12 protein-coding genes and 1 other RNA gene are annotated in these 15,382 nt (G+C 72.1%); 10 read left to right on the top strand and 3 right to left on the bottom strand.

The features are described from left to right. Positions 1 to 43: 43 nt before the first annotated feature. A complete protein-coding gene (cls, locus tag EDF20_RS02445) occupies positions 44 to 1,516 on the bottom strand; it encodes a cardiolipin synthase (protein WP_133737598.1) in 1,473 nt (490 codons plus the stop codon). Between the two features lie 159 nt (positions 1,517 to 1,675). Between cls and EDF20_RS02440 the strand changes: the two genes are divergently transcribed. The 6 genes from EDF20_RS02440 to rnpB all read left to right on the top strand — a co-directional run bounded on the left by EDF20_RS02440 (position 1,676) and on the right by rnpB (position 7,672). Beyond that, positions 1,676 to 2,335: a TetR/AcrR family transcriptional regulator gene (locus EDF20_RS02440; RefSeq protein WP_158614600.1), complete on the top strand. Its 660-nt coding sequence runs from the start codon at positions 1,676 to 1,678 to the stop codon at positions 2,333 to 2,335. A 7-nt stretch (positions 2,336 to 2,342) separates the two neighbouring features. After that, a complete protein-coding gene (locus EDF20_RS02435) occupies positions 2,343 to 4,121 on the top strand; it encodes an MDR family MFS transporter (RefSeq protein ID WP_133737596.1) in 1,779 nt (592 codons plus the stop codon). A 125-nt stretch (positions 4,122 to 4,246) separates the two neighbouring features. Continuing rightward, positions 4,247 to 5,566: a hypothetical protein gene (locus EDF20_RS02430; protein ID WP_133737595.1), complete on the top strand. Its 1,320-nt coding sequence runs from the start codon at positions 4,247 to 4,249 to the stop codon at positions 5,564 to 5,566. Positions 5,567 to 5,575: 9 nt separating this feature from the next. After that, complete coding sequence (locus EDF20_RS02425; protein ID WP_133737594.1) at positions 5,576 to 6,391, top strand: Nif3-like dinuclear metal center hexameric protein; 816 nt, start codon at positions 5,576 to 5,578, stop codon at positions 6,389 to 6,391. A gap of 106 nt (positions 6,392 to 6,497) precedes the next feature. Then, the gene (locus tag EDF20_RS02420) at positions 6,498 to 7,238 is read left to right on the top strand and encodes a hypothetical protein (RefSeq protein WP_133737593.1); all 741 of its coding nucleotides are present in this window, start codon (positions 6,498 to 6,500) and stop codon (positions 7,236 to 7,238) included. A 50-nt stretch (positions 7,239 to 7,288) separates the two neighbouring features. Continuing rightward, positions 7,289 to 7,672: RNase P RNA component class A (rnpB, locus tag EDF20_RS02415), an RNA gene on the top strand. Positions 7,673 to 7,783: 111 nt separating this feature from the next. Here rnpB and ppgK read toward each other — a convergent pair. After that, entirely contained in the window at positions 7,784 to 8,545 is a 762-nt protein-coding gene (gene ppgK, locus EDF20_RS02410) for a polyphosphate--glucose phosphotransferase (protein WP_123546058.1), read from the bottom strand. A 28-nt stretch (positions 8,546 to 8,573) separates the two neighbouring features. Next, positions 8,574 to 9,437, bottom strand: coding sequence for a type I methionyl aminopeptidase (gene map / locus EDF20_RS02405; RefSeq protein WP_123546056.1), 864 nt, complete (start codon positions 9,435 to 9,437; stop codon positions 8,574 to 8,576). Positions 9,438 to 9,646: 209 nt separating this feature from the next. Here map and EDF20_RS02400 point away from each other — a divergent pair, with 209 nt between their 5' ends. The 4 genes from EDF20_RS02400 (at position 9,647) to EDF20_RS02385 (ending at position 15,335) form a co-directional block, all read left to right on the top strand. Beyond that, positions 9,647 to 10,726, top strand: a complete 1,080-nt coding sequence (locus EDF20_RS02400) for a hypothetical protein (protein ID WP_133737592.1) — start codon at positions 9,647 to 9,649, stop codon at positions 10,724 to 10,726. Between the two features lie 63 nt (positions 10,727 to 10,789). Beyond that, a complete protein-coding gene (locus EDF20_RS02395; protein ID WP_123546052.1) occupies positions 10,790 to 10,963 on the top strand; it encodes an SPOR domain-containing protein in 174 nt (57 codons plus the stop codon). 73 nt (positions 10,964 to 11,036) lie between these two features. Next, entirely contained in the window at positions 11,037 to 12,374 is a 1,338-nt protein-coding gene (locus tag EDF20_RS02390) for a glutamine synthetase family protein (RefSeq protein ID WP_123546050.1), read from the top strand. A 15-nt stretch (positions 12,375 to 12,389) separates the two neighbouring features. Beyond that, a complete protein-coding gene (locus EDF20_RS02385) occupies positions 12,390 to 15,335 on the top strand; it encodes a bifunctional [glutamine synthetase] adenylyltransferase/[glutamine synthetase]-adenylyl-L-tyrosine phosphorylase (protein ID WP_133737591.1) in 2,946 nt (981 codons plus the stop codon). The last annotated feature ends 47 nt before the right edge of the window (positions 15,336 to 15,382 follow it).

The following is a 15,382-nucleotide window of genomic DNA, read 5'->3' as shown; positions in this document are numbered from 1 at the left end:
TCGGTCGTCGCGCCTCCTCTGACGCCGGCCTGCCGCGTCGGGCCTACTGGACCGACGCGGTCAGCCGTGCCACGTTGTCGAGCACCTGCAGGCCCGCGGGACGGGACAGCCAGCCCTCGAGGGTGATCTCGCGCGACTTGCGGCGGTAGTCGTCCTCGATGAGGCGGACCTCGTCGACGAACGACTTGCCGTGCACCATCAGCGACACCTCGAAGTTGAGGCTGAACGAGCGCATGTCCATGTTGCTCGAGCCGATCACCGCGACGGTGTCGTCCACGGTGAAGTGCTTCGAGTGCAGCACGATCGGGCGCTCGTAGAGGAAGATGCGGACACCGGCCCGCAACAGCGTCTCGTAGTACGAGCGCTGGGCGTGGTAGACCATGAACTGGTCGGCCACCTCGCACGCGAAGAGCTGGACCTCGACGCCGCGCTCGGCAGCCGTCGTGATCGCGTAGAGCATCGAGTCGTCGGGCACGAAGTAGGGGCTCGCGATGATCAGCCTCTCCTGCGCGCCGTAGACGAGTGCGTTGAACAGGCGCAGGTTGTTCTCGCCGTCGAAGCCCGGGCCGCTCGGCACGACCTGGCACTCGAGGCTGTCGGGCCCCTGCCGCTGCTCGATCAGGGGCTCGGCCTCGGCATCGGTGGGCAGCTCGTCGGTCTCGCTGTACCAGTCGGTGATGAAGAGGGCGTTGAGGCCGACGGCGGCGGGGCCCTCGAGCCGCACCATGAGGTCCTTCCACTGCAGCCCGCGCTTGATGTTGCCGCGCTTGTTGTAGCTGGGGTCCGTCATGTTCTGCGAACCCGTGAAGGCGACGTCGCCGTCGATCACGACGATCTTGCGGTGGTTCCGCAGGTCGGGTCGGCGCCACGCGCCCTGGAACGGGCGGAAGGGCAGCATCTCCTCGAACCGGATGCCCGAGTCGCGCAGCCACTGCCGGGTGACCCGGCCCTGAGGGTTCCGCATCGTCGCCCAGTGGTCGTAGAGCACCCGGACGGCGACGCCTCGCGCGTGCGCGCGCTCCAGCGCCTCGAAGAAGAGGAAGGTCGACTCGTCACGGGTGAGGATGTAGAACTCGACGTGCACGTACCGCTCGGCCTCGTCGACGGCGGCGGCCATGGCCGCGATCGACTCGGCGTAGTCGGGCAGCAGGGTCGCCGTGTTGCCGGGCAGCAGGGGCATGGCGCCGAGCGTGCGGTTGAGGGTCACGACCGTGCCGAACCACGGCGGGCGCGGGTCCGTCACAGCGTGGACGTCGTCGATGCCCTTGGTCGCGTCGAGGATGCGGTCGTTGATCTCGCGCTGCTTGTCGCGGCGGTCCTGGGGCAGCTTGGAGCTGCCGAGCAGGCCGAAGAGCACGCTGCCGGGGATCGGCGACACGAAGATCGCCAGCAGCCAGGCCATCGCGGAGCTGGGGCGCCGGTTGCGGGGCACGGCCACCACGGCCACGATCCGGATGAGGATGTCGACGACCAAGATCACCGTCGGGAAGTGCTTGAAGATCCTGCGCCACGTCATGCGTCGATCTTGTCAGCCCGGGGGCCGGCTCGTCGCTGCCGTTCGCCCGCAGGACATGTGCATTGCACTATTGCCCGCAGAGTGCAATCATCTCCGGTGGGCACCCGCCCTCCGGCGACGTCGCCGCACCGCGCACCGACGACCGAGAGGAGGCACCCCGTGAGCACCGAGACCGTCCCGTCCGTCAGCAAGGCCGCGATCCGCCGCCTGCGGACCCGCTCCGAACTCGTGGGCGTGGCCCGCCGGCTCACCGCCGAGCACGGACTGGCTGGCTTCACCCTCGAGCAGCTCTGCGACGAGGTCGGCATCTCCCGGCGCACGTTCTTCAACCACTTCGCGTCCAAGGACGACGTGGTCGTCGGCGTGGGGCTGGACGACGACGAGGACGAGGCGCTCGAGGGCTACGCGTCCTCGCGGCGCGACCCGCGCCTCCCCGTCTTCTCGACGACGCTCGACGACCTCGCGGCGCTCGTAGTCCAGCGTGTCGAGCACGTCGGCCTCACCCGCGAGCGGGCCGCCGAGTTCAAGGCGGCACTCGACCGCGAGCCACGGCTGCTGCAGGCGATGCTGACGCAGGGCGACGAGCAGCAGCGTCGCGTCGCGGCCGCCGTGGCGTCGCACGAGGGCGTCCCCGCCGACGACCCGCGCATCGGCGTCGTCGTGGCGGTCGCCGGCTCGCTGGTGCAGCGCGCCATGACCCGCTTCTTCTTCGACGAGGGCCCGCCGGGCCTCCGCTTCGACCACGTCCTCCGTGACCAGCTCGCCCTCGCCCGCGCGCTGTTCTCCGCCGCACCGCCCCTCGACCAGGAAGCACGCTGACACGACCATGACCACCACCACCGCGAAGACGGCCGACGCGCCGTTCCTCCTCACCCAGAGGCGGATCTGGATCATCTTCGGCGCCCTCATCTCGGGCATGCTGCTCTCGAGCCTCGACCAGACCATCGTCTCGACCGCCATGCCGACGATCGTCGGCGAGCTGGGCGGCGTCGAGCACCAGGCCTGGATCACCACGGCCTACCTGCTCGCGACCACGATCGTGATGCCGATCTACGGCAAGTTCGGCGACGTGCTCGGTCGACGGAACCTCTTCCTGGCGGCCATCGCGATCTTCACGCTCGCGAGCATCGGCTGCGCGTTCGCCACGGACTTCTGGGCGTTCGTCGTCTTCAGGGCGATACAGGGCCTCGGCGGCGGCGGCCTGATGATCCTCTCGCAGGCGATCATCGCCGACATCGTGCCTGCCTCGGAGCGAGGCAAGTACCTCGGCCCGCTCGGCGCCGTCTTCGGCCTGTCGGCCATCGGTGGCCCCCTGCTCGGCGGCTTCTTCGTCGACCACCTCACCTGGCAGTGGGCGTTCTACATCAACGTGCCCGTGGGCATCGCCGCGTTCGCCATCGCCTGGATGGCGCTGACCCTGCCGAGCAAGAAGGCCACGAAGCGCGTCGACTGGCTGGGCGTCGTCCTGCTCTCGGCCGCCACGACCTGCCTCATCTTCTTCACGGAGTTCGGCGGCCAGGCCGACCACGGCTGGGGTGCGCCCGAGACGTGGCTGTGGGGTGCGGGCGTGCTCGTCGCCGTCAGCGCGTTCGTGCTCGTCGAGTCGCGCGCCGAGGACCCGATCATCCCGTTGTCCTTCTTCCGCAACCGCGTGTTCGTCCTGGCGACGGCCGTCGGCTTCGTGCTCGGCATCGGCATGTTCTCGGCGATCGCGTTCGTCCCGACGTTCCTGCAGATGTCGTCGGGCGCCTCCGCGGCCGTGTCCGGGCTGTTGCTGCTGCCGATGATGGCCGGCCTGATCGGCACCTCGATCCTCTCGGGCAACCTGATCACCAAGACGGGGCGCTACCGCGTCTTCCCCATCGTCGGCACGCTGCTGACGGGCGTGGCGATGGCCCTCTTCACGACCCTCACGGCCGACACGCCCCTCTGGCTGATCTGCGTCTTCCTGCTGGTCTTCGGCGCCGGGCTCGGCCTCATCATGCAGGTCGTGGTGCTGGTCGTGCAGAACTCCGTGGACGCCGCGAACGTCGGCACGGCGACGAGCACGAACAACTACTTCCGCGAGGTGGGTGCCGCCCTGGGCGTCGCCATCTTCGGCGCCCTATTCACGAGCCGTCTCACGGAGAACCTCACGAGCGTCTTCACCGGTGCCGGAGCGTCGAGCGGCGACGCCGCCCAGGCCACGGCGACGCTCGACCCCGCGGCCCTGAACGAGCTGCCCGAGGCGATCCGCCGCCAGGTCGTCGAGGGCTACGCCGACGCCCTGGCGCCCGTGTTCGCCTATCTCATCCCGTTCATCGCGGTCGCCTTCGTGCTGGCGCTCTTCCTGCCCCAGATCGCCCTCAGCGACGTCGCTGGCATGGTCGCCCGCGGCGAGGCGGTCTCGGGCGACGAGGCGGAACAGCTCGAGAAGGAGGCGCGCGGCCGGTCCACGGGCGCGGTCGCGGAGGCGGCCACCGCGGCGGCGGTCGCGGCGGGAGCGCCGTCGACGGCGGTCGGCGACGGCCCCCGGGGGAGCGTCGCCGGCGGGACCGCGGACGGCGGTGACCACGAGGTCACGGACGCCGGGGGAGCCGACCGCGACGGAGACCGCCGTCCCTGAGCTCTGAGCAGCGGGAGGGCGTCCGGTCGGGGAGGCGCCCTCCTGGTGGGCTCACGCCAGGAGATGTCCCGGTCGCACCGGCGAGTCCGCCGGGCGTGGGCCCCGGGCGGACGTACGATCCGAGCATGAGTGAGAGCACTGGCACGACGGAGTGGGACGTCGACGTGCTCCCCGTCGAGGCGCCGCCCTCGCCGCGGGGGGCCCGCACCGCCGTCCCGGCTCCTCCCGCAGTCGACCCCACCGCGTCGCACGCACCCGCGACGCACGAGCAGGAGCACCGCCCCGTGACACCCGTCCTCGCACCCGAGGCCCCCGCAGCACCGTCCGATGTCCTCGTCACCCGCCGCGATCCGCGTCCGGCCTCGGTGCCTTCGCACCGCGCCGACACGACCGACGGCGTCGTGCCCACCGACCCGACGGAGCCGCGACCGGCCAGCGTCGCCCGCCACTCGGTCGAGACCTCGGCCATCACCCTGCCCGTCTTCGCCCCGGACGTCGATCCCTCGCTGCCGCAGCCGCCCGATCGACTCACCCTCGACGACGACGTCCTCGTGCGGATGGTCGAGCGTCGTCTCGACGACACGGCGACCGTCGACCTGATGGCGGTCGTGCAGGCTCAGCTCCAGGCGCGCCGCGTCGAGGCCGCCCGCTTCGCCTCCTGGGCTCGCGAGATGGACCGCGTCGGCACCGACGAGGCCGCGGACGCCCTCGAGCGGACCCGGCTCCGCTTCACCGGCGTCATCGACGTCGTGCTGCCGATCGACCTCGACGAGGTCCACGCCGACGACGCCGTCGACGATAAGCCCGAGGCGACGCCCTACACGACCACCGACGTGCAGTCGTCGGGCCCGGCTGCGACCCCCTCGGAGGCCTCGGGCGCACCGAGCGGCCTGTCCGCGCCCGCACCTGCTCCGACTCCCGCCCCTGCGCCGACCCTCGCGCCTGCGGCCCTCGCCGAGCCGGCCCTCCAGATCGACGAGGCCCACGAGGTCGAGCGGTCCGCCGGTCAGGCGCCACGCATCCCGATCGTCGCCGGTCTCGTCGTCGCGGGACTCGTCGTCCTCGCTGCCGTGGTGCTCGCCCTGGTCGTCCCCGAGCTGCTCGCCTCCGCCGTGCTCGCCACGGTGGCCGTCCCCGTCGCGGGCGGCCTCGGTGCGGCCGCCGCGCTGATCGCCGTGGTGCACGGTCCGGCCGACGCCCTGCGCGTCGCCGCCCGCGGGCCCGTCGCCGTCGTCGCCGGCATCGTCGTGTCCGCCGCGCTCGGCTACGGCGTCCTGGTGACGGTGCCGGCGTCGCTGGCCTGGCAGGGCTGGCTCGTCCGCCTCGTCGGCTTCACGGGCATGACGCCCGGCATCGCCGCCGTCGCCGCGCTGCTCGTGGCCGCGGCCGCCGCCTTCGTGGTCGCCGTGCTCGCGACGGGTCTCCGGTCGAGCTCCCGCCGCTAGGCTGAGGCGGTGTCCACACTCGCCTCCGTCAACGCCGTCGTCGAACGCCTCTGGCCCCTCTCGGGCGCCGAGCCGTGGGACTCCCCGGGCGTCGTCGTCGGCGATCCCGATCAGCCCGTGACCCATGTCCGCCTCGCGGTCGACCCTGTGCTCGAGGCCGTCGACGAGGCCGTCGACATCGGTGCGGACCTGTTGCTCGTCCACCACCCGCTCCTGTTCCGCGGCGCGACCACCATGGCCGAGGACACGACGAAGGGCGCGGTCGTCTCCCGCCTCGTGCGGGCCGGCTGCGCGCTGATCGCCGCCCACACGAACGCCGACGTCGTCGAGACCGGCACCTCGCGTGCCCTCGCCCACCAGCTCGGCCTCGTCGACCAGCGACCGATCACCGAGGGCGCGACGAGCTCGACCGGCCTCGGCGTCACGGGCCGCCTGCCGCGCCCCATGAGCCTGGTGTCGTTCGCCCGTCAGCTGGGCGAGCTCCTGCCGCCGACCGCCGCGGGCGTCCGCGTGGCCGGTGACGCCGAGCGCGTCGTCGAGACGGTCGCCCTCTGCGCCGGCGCCGGCGACTCGCTGCTCGACCACCCCGTGGTCCGGGCGGCCGACGTCTACCTGACGAGCGACCTGCGCCACCACCCCGCGAGCGACGCCCGCGACCTGATGCTCCTCGGCCGGGGCCCGGCGCTCGTCGACGTCTCGCACTGGGCGAGCGAGTGGCTCTGGCTCGACACGGCCGCCGCACAGCTGCGGGAGGCCCTCCACGACGTCGAGGTCACCCTGAGCGACCTGCGCACCGACCCCTGGGACTTCACGGTCGTGCAGTAGCCGACCCGACCCTGCCTCGCCCCCGGCCCTGTCGGGCCCGCCACATGAACGCCGCACCACGAACGCCGCACCACCACCGCCGCACCACGACCACGAAGCAGGCACCATGGCCCTCCAAGCAAGCCCCGCCGACCAGGCGCTCCTCCTCGACCTCCAGGCGCTCGACACGTCGATCCAGCAGCTCGCCCACCGCGCGGCGAACCTGCCCGAGATCGCCGTGCTGGCCACGATCGACGGCGACGCTTCCCGCCTCCGCAGCCGCCTCTCGTCGGAGCAGGGCGCCTGGGAGGACGCGCAGACCGAGCTGACGCGCATCGAGTCCGACGTGGCCGTCGTCGTGGCCCGTGCCGAGCGCGACCGCACACGGCTGGCGTCGTCCTCGTCCGTCAAGGACGTCGCGGCGCTGGAGGGCGAGCTCGTCGCCCTGGCCCGTCGTCAGAGCGACCTGGAGGACGCGCAGCTCGAGGTCATGGACCGGGTCGAGTCGCTCGGTGCCGTCGCCGCGCTGACGAAGTCCGAGCTCGACCAGATCGAGACCCGTCGTGCCGAGGCGGCCGACGGCCGTGATGCCGGCCTCGGCAGGCTCGAGGTGGAGCGGCGCGAGGTCGAGGCCGACCGAGCCGCCATCGCCGAGAAGGTCCCCGCCGAGCTGCTCGCCCTGTACGAGCGCCAGCGGGCCCGCTACGGCGTCGGCGCGTCGCTGCTCCGCGGCGGGGTCTCCAGCGCGAGCGGAGTGACGCTCACCGGCAGCGACCTCGCGGCCGTGCGGTCCGCCTCCGCGTACGACGTCGTCCTCTGCCCCGACAGCGACGCGATCCTCGTGCGCACGGGCGAGTCGGGCATCTGACCGTCCCGTCGTGACGGGCGGGTGACGCCCGCTAGCATGGTCCACGCGGATGGGTCGGCAAGACGGTCGCGTCACCGCGGGGTCCGCCCCGCGGTGCCGAGGAACGTCCGGGCTCCACAGAGCAGGGCGGTGGGCAACACCCACCCGGGGCGACCCGCGAGACAGTGCAACAGAGAGAAGACCGCCACGGTCGTCGCCGAGAGGCGGCGCCGGGGTAAGGGTGAAACGGCGGTGTAAGAGACCACCAGCGGTTCGGGTGACCGACCGGCTATGTAAACCTCGCCCGGAGCAAGGTCAGACAGAGGACGTCGAGGCTGCTCGCCGAGTCCTCGGGTAGACCGCTAGAGGGCTGCGGCAACGCAGTCCCGAGAGAGATGGCCGTCCATGGTGCTCACGCACCGGGACAGAACCCGGCGTATCAGCCGGCCCATCCGCCTCAGCCGTGCACGCGGCTGACACACGACGAGAGGGACCCTGGTCCAGGAGGCGCGCCTCCCGAGCCAGGGTCCCTCTCGTCGTGTCGGCCGCGGGTCCGCCGCGCCGCCTCAGGCAGTCGGGCGGGAGCCCGCGGCGAGAGCAGCTGCGCCCATGATGCCCGCGTTGTTGCGCAGCACCGCCGGCACGATCTCGGCGCGGAGGTCGAGCAGCGGCAGGAACTCCTCGTGGTGCTTCGAGACGCCGCCGCCGACGATGATGCGCCGGGGGTAGAGCAGCGCCTCGAGGTGCGAGTAGTACTTCTGCAGGCGCTTGGCCCAGTGCTTCCAGCTGAGGTCGTCGCGCTCCTTGGCGGCGTACGAGGCCTTCGTCTCGTAGTCCTTGCCGCCGATCTCGAGGTGGCCGAGCTCGGCGTTGACGATGAGGACGCCGTCGTTGATCAGGGCGGTGCCGATGCCGGTGCCGAGCGTCGTCATGATCACGAGACCGGGCACGTCCTTCGCGGCGCCGTAGCGGGTCTCGGCGTAGCCGGCGGCGTCTGCGTCGTTGACGAAGTGGATCGACCTCCCGAGGGTGGTCTCGAACAGCTTCTCGGCCTCGAAGCCGATCCACTTCTTCGACACGTTCGCGGCCGAGAGGGTCTTGCCGTCCATGATGGCGGCCGGGAAGCAGACGCCCACCGGGATCGCGTCGTCGTCGAGTCCGAGCTCGTCGACGATCTGCTTCACCACCGCCACGATGGCGTCGGGTTCGCCTCCCTCGGGGGTCGGCTTCTTGATGCGGTCGGTGAGGAGCTCGCCCGACTCGACGTCGACGATCGCCCCCTTGATGCCGGTGCCGCCGATGTCGATGCCGACTGCCTTCTGTGCCACGGGTCGTCCTTCTTCCTGGTGCTCGTCGTCAACTGAGGGTGAGGACGTCGGCACCGCGTTCGGTGACGACGAGGGTGTGCTCGAACTGGGCCGTGAGCGACTTGTCGCGGGTGGTGACGGTCCAGCCGTCGGCCCAGATGTCCGCCTCGACGCCACCGAGGGTGAGCATGGGCTCGATGGTGAAGACCATCCCCGGCACCATGACGTCGTCGAACTGGGGGGCGTCGTAGTGGGGGATGACGAGGCCGGAGTGGAACGCGCGGCCGACGCCGTGGCCTGTGTAGTCGCGTACGACCCCGTAGCCGAAACGCGCGGCGTACGACTCGATCGCCCGGCCGATCACGTTGACCTCGCGACCGGGGGCCACCGCCTTGATGCCGCGGCGCAGGGCCTCGCGGGTGCGGTCGACGAGGTCGACGGTCTCCGGGGCCGCGTCGCCGACCACCACGGTGCGGTTGAGATCGCCGTGCAGCCCGTCCTTGAAGGCGGTGATGTCGATGTTGACCAGGTCGCCCTCGACGAGCACGGTGTCGTCGGGGATGCCGTGGCAGATGACCTCGTTCACCGACGTGCAGACCGACTTCGGGAACCCACGGTAGCCGAGCGTCGACGGGTAAGCGTCGTGGGCCACGAGGAAGTCGTGGGCGACCCGGTCGAGCTCGTCCGTCGTCACGCCGGGGCGGATCGCGGCCTCGACGGCGTCGATCGCCTGCGAGGCGATCCGGCCGCTCGCGCGGATCAGCTCGATCGTCGGGGCGTCGTACACGTCGCCGCCGGTGTAGGGAGCGGGGCCCGCCTTGCCGACGTACTCGGGTCGGGTGATGGACGAGGGGACCGGCCGGAGTGGTGAGACCCGGCCAGGGGTCAGTGATCCGTCGAGGTCCCGGGGCATGCCGTCCAGCTTAGGGGGAGGGCGGCTCCGCGGGATGCGCCGTGCACGGACGTGTCGAAGGCGTCGTCGCTGGCGTCGTCGCTGGCGGAGGCGCTGGCGGACGCGCTGGCCGCTGCCCGAAGAGGGGGCGCGACGGATCTCGACGGCCGGTTAGCGTTCATCGACTGCTCCTCCGACGGCAGTCGTCGTCCCCCGAATCCAGGAGAACCGTGTTCCCGCGCCGTGCCCGCCTCGCCCCCGCCGTCACCCTCGCCGCCGCCGCGCTCGCGCTCGCGCTGGCCGTCCCCGCCGTGGTCGTGTCGCCAGCTGTCGCAGCCGCGCCGACCCCCCGAGGTGCCCTGGACGTGGTCGAGGTGCACGGCGACGTCGTCTCGGTCGACGGCTGGGCCTGGGCAGGCGTCGCCGGGCCGACCGAGGTGCACTTCTACGACCAGGCCCGCGGCAACGCCTGGGTGGGCAAGGTGAGGACCTCGACCGAGCGCCCCGACGTCGCGCGCGTCGTGCCCGGAGCGCCTGTCTACGCCGGCTACGGGGGCGACTTCAGGCTGCCCGACGGGGCCCACCGCATCTGCGCGTACGCGATCGGCGGTTCCAATCCGCTGATCGGCTGCCGCGACGCCTCGACCAGGAAGATCACCCTCCGGGACGTCACCGTCGGGGCTCTCGACGCCGTCTCCCGCGACCGCGACGGAATCCGGGTCCGAGGCTGGGTCTGGGCCCCCCAGGACGAGGACGGCCTCGGCGACGTCACCATCACGGACGAGACCGGAGGGAAGATCGTCGAGCTCGCGACGGTCTCCGACGGCGTGCGCCGCCCCGACGTCAACCGGGCGTTCCCCGGTGCCTACATGACCACCGGCTACGACATCTCGCTCTACGACGGGATCCCGCAGGGCGACCGCAGGATCTGCGCCTCCGCCGCGTCGGGCGGCGCCCGTGCCGTCGTGCTCGGCTGCCGCACGGTGACGGGCGTCGGCGATCCGCTGGGCGCCTACGACGGGCTCGTCTCGTACCAGTCCGGTCAGCTGATCGCCAACGGCTGGGCTTTCGAGTGGTCGGGCCAGCCGACGAGCGTGCACCTCTACGACAACGGCCGGTTCCTCGCCTCCGTGCCTCCCACGCTGACCAGGGCAAACGTCATCGCGGCCTACCCGGGGTCCCCGGACGCCAACGCCTGGTTCGCCCGCCTCTCGGTGCCCGCGGGCTCGCACACCGTCTGCGCCTACGCGATCAACGCGCCCGCGGGCAACAACCCGACGCTCGGCTGCCGGACCGTCACGGTCCGCTAGGCCGGGTCTCGTCGTCGACGCCCCCCCGGGGACGGTCAGGCCGTCGGGCGGTAGCCTCGGCCCATGACGACTGAGTTCTGGTTCAACACCCGCACGCACGAGGTCGAGGAGGGCAAGGTCTCGCCCGCGGTCGACCGCGCCGGGCCCTACGCGACGCGCGAGGAGGCTGCAGCCGCGATCAGGACGATCCAGGAGCGCAACGCCCGCCTCGACGCCGAGGACGCGGCCGACGACTGACGGATCCTGCGCGGGCGTGACCGTGGCCGACGGGTGCGTCCACTAGCCTCGACGCAGAGCAGAAAGGCTGTCGATGGACAAGCAGAGGGACTTCGTCCTCCGGACGATCGAAGAACGCGGCATCAAGTTCATCAGGCTCTGGTTCACGGACGTGATCGGCACCCTGAAGAGCGTGGCCATCGCCCCGGCCGAGGTCGAGGGCGCGTTCGCCGAGGGCATCGGCTTCGACGGCTCCGCGATCGAGGGGCTCACCCGCTCGTACGAGGCCGACGTGCTCGCGCAGCCCGACCCGACCACCTTCCAGATACTGCCGTGGCGGGGCGAGATCGACCCGACCGCGCGCATGTTCTGCGACATCACGACGCCCGACGGGCAGCCGGCCGTCGCCGACCCGCGGAACGTCCTCAAGCGCACGCTCGCGCGCGCAGGCGAACGCGGCTTCACGTTCTACACGCACCCCGAGGTCGAGTTCTACCTGCTGAAGGACGCGCAGGGCGGGCCGGACGGCCCCCAGCCCGTCGACTCCGCCGGCTACTTCGACAACGTGCCCGGCGGGACGGCCCACGACTTCCGCCGCCGCTCGGTCCGCATGCTCGAAGACCTCGGGATCTCCGTCGAGTTCAGCCACCACGAGGCGGGCCCCGGGCAGAACGAGATCGACCTTCGCTACGCCGACGCCCTGACGACCGCGGACAACATCATGACGTTCCGCACCGTCATCAAGGAGGTGGCGATCGAGCAGGGCGTGTACGCCACGTTCATGCCCAAGCCCTTCAGCCAGCACCCCGGCTCCGGGATGCACACGCACATGTCGCTCTTCGAGGGCGACGGCAACGCGTTCTACGAGGCCGGTGCCGAGTACCAGCTCTCCCGCATCGGTCGGCAGTTCATCGCGGGCCTCCTGCGCCACGCGCCCGAGATCACGGCGGTGACGAACCAGTTCGTGAACAGCTACAAGCGCCTGTGGGGCGGCGACGAGGCGCCCAGCTTCGTGACCTGGGGGCACAACAACCGCTCGGCGCTGGTGCGTGTGCCGCTGTACAAGCCGAACAAGGGCAACTCGAGCCGCGTCGAGTACCGCGCGATCGACTCCGCCGCGAACCCGTACCTCGCGTTCTCGCTCATGCTCGCCGCCGGCCTCAAGGGCATCGAGGAGGGCTACGAGCTCCCCGCCGAGGCCGAGGACAACGTCTGGGGCATGAGCGACGCCGAGCGTCGTGCGCTCGGCTACAAGCAGCTGCCCGCCAGCCTCGACCATGCCCTCTCGATCATGGAGGACAGCGAGCTGGTCGCCGAGACGCTCGGCGAGCAGGTCTTCAACTACGTGCTGCTGAACAAGCGGCAGGAGTGGAAGTCCTACCGCGCGCAGGTGACGCCGTTCGAGCTGCGCTCCAACCTCGAGATCCTCTAGCGGGCCGGCTCCACCATGCCCCGAGCCGCGACGGCCCTGTCCGACCTGGCGCGGCTCGGGTTCGCCGAGCTCGGCACCGCGCGCGAGCGGCTGGACCGCCTCGTCGAGGCGACCCCGTCGCTCGCGTCGGCCGTCGCCTCCTTCGCTCGCAGTCCCGATCCCGACCAGGCCCTGCTGCACCTCGAGCGTCTGCTCGAGCGCTCGCCCGACGGCGTCGCCGCGCTGCTCGAGGCCGGTGCGGGGGAGCGCCTGCTGCGCCTGCTCGGGTCGTCGTCCGGCCTCGCCGAGTTCCTGGTGCGCCGACCGGCCGAGCTCGGGCTGCTCCTGCAGCCCGCGCCCGTTCCCCGCAGTCGCGACGCCTACGTGGACGACCTCCAGTCGCGCGTAGCCGGGCTGGTCGACGAGGAGGCGCGGTTAGCCCTCCGCGTCGGCTACCGCCGTCACCTCGTGCAGATCGCCGGCTGGGACCTCGACCGGCCCGACCCGGTCGAGGCGCTCCCCGTGGTCGCCGCGGCCCTCGCCGACCTGGCCGGTGCCGCTCTGCACGCCGCCCTCGACGTGGCCCGGCGCGAGGTGCCGTTCCCCGCGGACGACGTGTCGCGCACGCGGCTCGCGGTGATCGGCATGGGCAAGGCGGGGGCACGCGAGCTGAACTACCTCAGCGACGTCGACGTCGTGTGGGTCGCCGAGGGCGCCGACGGCCTCGAGAACGGGCGCGCGGTCGAGATCGGCACCCGGCTCGCGGTGCACACCGTGCGGGCGATCACGGACCTCGCGCTCGAGCCCGAGCTCTGGGAGGTCGACTCCAACCTGCGGCCGGAAGGGAAGGACGGCGCCCTGGTCCGCACCCTCGAGTCGCACGTCGCCTACTACGAGCGCTGGGCGAAGGGATGGGAGTTCCAGGCGCTGCTCAAGGCGCGTCCGCTCGCGGGGGACGTCGACCTCGGCGACCGGTACGCGGAGCGCATCGCGCCGTTCGTGTGGTCCGCCGCCCAGCGCGAGGCCTTCGTCGAGTCGGTGCAGGCCATGCGCGAGCGCGTCACCGACCTCCTCCCCGCCGACGAGGTCGACCGGCAGCTGAAGCTGGGGCCCGGCGGGCTCCGCGACGTCGAGTTCACGATCCAGCTGCTGCAGCTCGTCCACGGCCAGGCGGACGACGGCGTGCGGCAGCGGTCGACGCTGGAGGCGCTGGCCGCCCTCGCGAGACGGGGCTACGTGGGGCGCGCCGAGGCCGCCGAGTTCGATCGCGACTACCGGGTGCTGCGCGTCCTCGAGCACCGCGTGCAGCTGGCGCACCTGCGGCGGACCCACCTGATGCCGACTGACGAGAACGCGCTCCGGGTGCTCGCGCGCTCCTCCGGGCTGAGCTCGTCGGGCACGGGTCTCGTGGAGGCGTGGCGCGCTGTGAAGCGGCGCGTCCGCACCCTGCACGAGCGCCTCTTCTACCGGCCCCTGCTCTCGGCGGTCGCGGCCCGTCCCGAGGAGGACCTCGCGCTCAGCAGCGACCAGGCCGCCGCCCGGCTGGCCGCGATCGGCTTCTCCGACCCGCGCGGTGCACTCGGGCACATCGCCGCCCTGACCGGGGGAGTCTCCCGGCGGGCGAGCATCCAGCGGCACCTGTTGCCCGCGATGCTGCAGTGGTTCGCCGACGGCACCGACCCCGACCTCGGACTGCTCGCCTTCCGCAGGCTCAGCGACGGGCTCGGCGAGTCGTACTGGTTCCTCCGCATGCTGCGCGACTCGTCGGGGGCTGCCCACCGGCTCACGACCGTCCTCTCGTCGTCGACGTTCGTCGCCGACCTGCTCGACCGGTCCCCGGAGGCGGCCGCCTGGTTCGAGTCCGACGCCGAGCTCAGACCACGGACGCTCGCCAGCCTGCTCGACGAGACGAGCGCCACCGTGGCGCGGCACGAGTCGAAGGAGGGGGCGGCCGGCGTGCTGCGGCAGGCCCGTCGCCGCGAGGTCCTCCGGCTGGCCATCTCGGGGATCCTGGGCCTCGTCACGATCGACCAGCTGGCTCAGGGGCTCACGGACGTCACGACCGCGACGATCACGGGCGCCCTCGCCCTGGCCCGTCGGGACGTGCCCGACATCGAGATGGCCGTCGTCGCCATGGGTCGCTACGGCGGACGCGAACTCGGGTTCGGGTCGGACGCCGACGTGCTCTTCGTCCACCGGGGGGCCGAGGGCGACGACACCTCGCAGCGCCGGGCCGCCGGCGTGGTGGCCGAGATGGGTCGTCTCACCTCGGACGCCCTCGTGCCGCTCGACCTCGACACGGGCCTGCGTCCCGAGGGCGGGAACGGACCGGTGACCAGGTCCCTCGCCTCCTACCGGGCGTACTACGCCAGGTGGTCGCTCACCTGGGAGGCCCAGTCGTTGCTGCGCGCCCGCGTGGTGGCGGGCGACGCCGGCCTGGGGGCCGAGTTCACCGCGCTGGCGGACGAGGTCCGCTACCCGGCGTCCCTCTCGGACCAGGAGGTGCGCGAGGTCAAGCGCATCAAGGCCCGCGTCGAGGCGGAGCGCCTCCCCAAGGGCGCCGAGCCGTCCCGTCACCTCAAGCTCGGCCGCGGCTCCCTGAGCGACGTGGAGTGGTTCGTGCAGTTGTTGCAGCTCCGGCACGCGCACGACGTCCCCGGTCTCCGCACGACCTCGACCCTGACCGCCCTCGAGGCGGCGGCCGCCGCCGGGCTCGTCGACGTCGAGGACGCGGCCAAGCTGCACGACGCCTGGCTGATGGCGTCCCGTGCCCGTTCCGCCGTCGTCCTCTGGACCTCGCGCACCTCGGACGTCCTGCCGACCGACCGTCGCCAGCTCGAGGGCGTCGCCCGCCTGATGGAGTACCCGCCGGGGTCGGCCACACGCCTCGAGGAGGACTACCTCGCGGTGACCCGTCGCGCGCGTGCGGTGTTCGAGCGGGGCTTCTACGGCCTGGACGAGGCGCCGGAGCCTACCGCCTGACCTCGCCCGGCGCGACCGGCGTCGCGGTCACGAGGTGCGACACGCCC

The organism is Frigoribacterium sp. PhB116, assembly GCF_004364285.1.
Classification (GTDB): domain Bacteria; phylum Actinomycetota; class Actinomycetes; order Actinomycetales; family Microbacteriaceae; genus Frigoribacterium.
Note: the sequence above shows the minus strand (reverse complement) of the source record. Positions and strands in the feature narration are given on the sequence as shown.